Source organism: Streptomyces sp. SID3212 (assembly GCF_009865405.1).
GTDB lineage: Bacteria > Actinomycetota > Actinomycetes > Streptomycetales > Streptomycetaceae > Streptomyces.
Map to the genome: position 1 here is coordinate 1 of NZ_WWJY01000689.1, position 4188 is coordinate 4188.

The 4188-nt window shown below is 72.5% G+C and carries 5 protein-coding genes; 1 reads left to right on the forward strand and 4 read right to left on the reverse strand.

Going from position 1 to position 4188, the window contains the following annotated elements; genetic code table 11:
- A partial coding sequence (locus GT042_RS20840; protein ID WP_161310245.1) for a sigma-70 family RNA polymerase sigma factor occupies positions 1–571 on the reverse strand: 571 nt, incomplete at its 3' end.
- A 137-nt stretch (positions 572–708) separates the two neighbouring features.
- Here GT042_RS20840 and GT042_RS20845 point away from each other — a divergent pair.
- Entirely contained in the window at positions 709–1335 is a 627-nt protein-coding gene (locus GT042_RS20845) for a hypothetical protein (protein ID WP_161310246.1), read from the forward strand.
- A gap of 8 nt (positions 1336–1343) precedes the next feature.
- Here GT042_RS20845 and rfbC read toward each other — a convergent pair whose 3' ends face one another.
- The 3 genes from rfbC to GT042_RS20860 form a co-directional block, all read right to left on the reverse strand.
- Positions 1344–1973, reverse strand: a complete 630-nt coding sequence (gene rfbC, locus GT042_RS20850; protein WP_161310247.1) for a dTDP-4-dehydrorhamnose 3,5-epimerase — start codon at positions 1971–1973, stop codon at positions 1344–1346.
- Positions 1974–2055: 82 nt separating this feature from the next.
- Positions 2056–3165, reverse strand: coding sequence for a DegT/DnrJ/EryC1/StrS family aminotransferase (locus tag GT042_RS20855; RefSeq protein WP_161310248.1), 1110 nt, complete (start codon positions 3163–3165; stop codon positions 2056–2058).
- 141 nt (positions 3166–3306) lie between these two features.
- The coding region (locus GT042_RS20860; protein WP_161310249.1) for an NAD(P)-dependent oxidoreductase at positions 3307–4188 on the reverse strand (882 nt) is incomplete at its 5' end.

The following is a 4188-nucleotide window of genomic DNA, read 5'->3' on the forward strand; positions in this document are numbered from 1 at the left end:
GCGGGGCGTCCGCCGTGGCGGCGAGAGCCGTGGCGAGCTTGGCCCGCCCCTGGCTGAGCCGGCTGCGGACCGTGCCGACCGGGACTCCGACGGCCTCGGCGATCCGCTCGTACGAAGTGACGCCGGTGCTGAAATGGCGCAGCACCATGGGCAGGCGCAGCGCGGGGGACAGCTCCTCCATGGCCTCCCAGATCCAGTCCCGCAGGGCGTGCCGCTCCAGCCACTGCTCCGGTCCGGGGGCCGTGGAGGGCAGGTGCAGATCGTCGAGGGGCCGGTACGGTACGGCTCCGCGCACCAGGGAACGGCTCGTGTTCCGTACGATCATCCGCAGCCAGGCGCCCACGGCGGCCGGGTCGCGCACGTCGCCCACGCGCCGGAGCGCGGTGACGGCCGCGTCCTGGAGCACATCGTCGACGTCGGGCCCCGGACCCAGAATGCTCAGCGCCACCGCGCGCATCCCGGCCCGGTGCCGTTCCAGCAGCAGCCCCAGGGCGGTGACCTCGCCCGCCTGCGCGGCCCGCGTGAGCGCCGCGTCCTCCAGCAGGGCGACTTCGCCCGCGTACAGCTCCATCAGGCCCTTCTTCCCGTGCCCGCCGTTGTGCGCGCCCGTAATACGAGATTACTGCGCGCCCCCGTCGGCCAGGGTCCCGGACGTCCCGCACGAAAAACCCTTGCTCCCAGCAACAAAACGGCTGGGACGATGCCCGGGTGAACCACTTCTCGTATCGCACTGTCGGTCCAGGTCACGACTGGCCGCACCCTCCGGAACCCAGGCGGGCCGAGCCCGGCCGGTGGCCGGAGCTGGAGGCCGCGCTCGCCGTGGTCAATCGCGACCTGGCGGCGACCCTGCCGGACCAGGCCGCGCTGATCCTGATGCATGCCCCGCTCCGGGAACGACCCCGGGAACCACCGCCCGGGAGATCCGCCGAGGGAGACCAGATCTACGTGGCGATGCCCGACGGCCGCTGGCACGGCAACCCGGTCAATGCGTCCGATCCGGAGGAGGACGACGACCCGCAGGAGACGGACGACGCGATGACCGTCCTGGCCGTGGTCGCGGAAGCGGCGCAGGAGACCGTCATGGAGTTGCTGTGGCAGGTGTGGCCGGTCTGCCCGGCACACCGGACCGGGATGCACCCGCGCCCTGCGGGAACCACCGACGGCCGGGACCGGAGCGAACCGGACTCGGCGGGCCCGCCGGTGTGGTGGTGCGGGGGCGCCCGGGACGGCACGTGTCACGACGTCTCCCCGGTCGGGGAGTTGCACGCCGCCCTGCCGGGCCGACAGCGCCGGGCTCTGCGGCGCAGGGAGCGCCGGCAGGACGGACACCGATAACCGGTCGGTCAGTAGGTTTCCTTCAGGGCCTGGGCGGCCCGGGCGGCGGTCTGTTCGACGGCGAGGCACTCCCCGTACACCGGAAGAAGACCGGCGGCCCGCGCCTCGGACAGCGTGGGGGCCACCCTGTCGCGGTCGGAGACGACGGGGGTGGTCTCCTGCGGGACCGGGAGGGCCAGCGCGGGGTCGAACACCGAGATCGCCAGCTCGTTCTCGGCGACGTACGGGCTCGTCAGCAGGTACGACACCACCGACTCCTCGCCCAGGCCGACGAAGGCGTGACCGACGCCGACCGGGAAATACAGGGCCTTGAAGGTCCTCGGGTTCAGCACGACGGCGTCCCACTGGCCGTACGTCGGCGATCCCACCCGGATGTCGATCACGATGTCGAGCACCTCACCCTGCGGGCAGTACACGTACTTGGCCGTGCCCGGGGGTGTCGTGGTGAAGTGCACGCCGCGGACCACCCCGCGCCGGGACCTGCTGTGGTTGCTCTGCGCCACGCGGAACGCCGCGAGACCGGTCGCCTCGGCGAAGGCCGCCTCCTGGAACGGGGAGACGAACAGCCCCCGGTCGTCGGGGAAGACCCGGGGGGTGAACTCGAAGGCGCCGTCGACGGTGAGCTTGCGTGCTTCCATGTCGTCTCCTGTGCGTGGATGTACAAGTAGTACGTGCCTACGGCCAGTACGTGCCTGCGGCCGGAACGCCGGGTGCGCCCGGTCAGACCTTCAGCAGCGCCTCGCGGACCGCCGCGATCACCCGGTCCTGCACCTCCGGCGCGAGCGACGGGTACATGGGCAGCGAGAAGATCTCCTTGGCCAGCTGCTCGGTGACCGGCAGCGATCCCTCCGCGTAGCCGAGGTGCGCGAAGCCGGTCATGGTGTGGACCGGCCACGGGTAGCTGATGTTCAGCACGATGTCGTCGGCCTTGAGGGCTTCCAGGATCGCGTCCCGTCGCGGATGGCGGACCACGTACACGTAATGGACGTGCTCGTTCCCGGCCGCCGTCGTCGGCAGCACCAGGCCGGTGTCGCCGAGACCTTCCGCGTAGCGTTCGGCGACCGCCCGCCGGGCCGCCACGTACGTGTCCAGCCGGCGGAGCTTGCGGCGCAGGATCTCCGCCTGGACCTCGTCCAACCGGGAGTTGTGGCCCGGGGTCTCCACGACGTAGTAGCGCTCCTCCATGCCGTAGTAGCGGAGACGGCGCAGCCGCGCGGCGGCCTCGTCGTCGGAGGTGAGCACCGCGCCGCCGTCGCCGTAGGCGCCGAGCACCTTCGTCGGGTAGAAGGAGAAGGCCGCCGCGTCGCCCGTGGAGCCGGCCACGCGCCCGTTCCGGCGGGCGCCGTGTGCCTGGGCGCAGTCCTCCAGCAGCTTCAGGCCGTGCGTGGCGGCCAGTTGTCCGAGCGGTGCCAGGTCGACGCACTGGCCGTAGAGATGGACCGGCAGCAGTGCCCGGGTGCGGTCGGTGATCACCGCCTCGACCTGGCCGGTGTCCATCAGGTAGGTGTCCGGGTCCACGTCGACGAAGACCGGGGTGGCCCCGACCGCGTCGACGGCGAGCACGGTGGGGGCGGCGGTGTTCGACACGGTGATCACCTCGTCGCCCGGGCCGACGCCGAGGGCCTGGAGGCCGAGTTTGACGGCGTTGGTCCCGTTGTCCACGCTCACGCAGTGCCGGGAGCCGTGGTACGCCGCGAACTCCGCCTCGAAGCCCCGCATGCTGGCGCCGAACACCAACTGCCCCGACCTGAAGACGGAGTCGACGGCGTCGAGGAGATCCGCGCGCTCGTTCTCGTACTCCTGCTGGTAGTCCCACACCCGGATGGTCATTCGTGTTCCGTCCGTTCTGTCCGTGCGGCGCCCCTGCCGGGACCGGCTGGGGCCGCTTGCTGTGAGGGGTGCGACGGTCTGCTGTGCGGGGGTGAGACCGCTCTCTGTGCGGGGTGCGACGGTCCGGCCCGCGCGGACCTCTCAGGTACGGGCCTCCGCCAGCGCGTCGACCGTCGCCCGCAGGGCCTCCTCCAGCGGCACCCGGGGCCGCCAGCCGGTGGCGTCGCGGAACGCCGTGGAGTCGATGGTCACGCTGCGGAAGTCGGTCACCGGGGCGTGCGCGGGGGGTGCGGTGGAGAGCACCGGCACCGGCGGCCGGCCGGTCCGGTCGGCCACCATCCTGGCGATCGTCCGGAAGACGTCCCCGAGCGGTTCGCCCCGCCCCGAGCCGAGCAGCCAGTGACCGCCGACCAGCGGGTCCGGCCGCTCCGCGGCGGCCACGAAGGCACGCGCGACGTCCCGCACACACACCAGGTCACGCCGTACGGTCCCGTCGTGCCACAGGGTGAGCGGTTCACCGGCGAGCGCGCGCCGGACCATGAACGACACCACGCCCCGGTCCCTCGCCCCGGGGGCGGCCGGCCGGCCGAACACCGTCGGCAGGCGCAGGCTGACCCCGCGTACCGCCCCGGTGGCGGTGGCCTCCTTGAGGAACTGTTCGGCACGCAGCTTCTGGCGGTCGTACTCGGTCTCCGGACTGTCGGGTTCACTCCCGTCGATCGGCTCGACCCACGGCAGCCCGATCTGCGACGCTGCGCCGGAGTAGAGGACCAACGGGCGCCGATCGTAGGGGCGTTGGGCGCTCAGCACCTCGACCAGCGAACCCATCACCCCGACATTGACCTCCTCGGGGCTGCTGCCGCCCTCTCCCGCCGCCCGCCACCCGTCGCTGTGGCTGACCAGCGAGACGACCACGTCCGAACCGTCCACCGCTTCTGCGAGCGCCCGGCGGTCCGTCAGATCGGCGGTGCGGACCTCGGCCAGGGCCGCGCCCGGGGGCACACTGCTGGGCCGGCGGGCCAC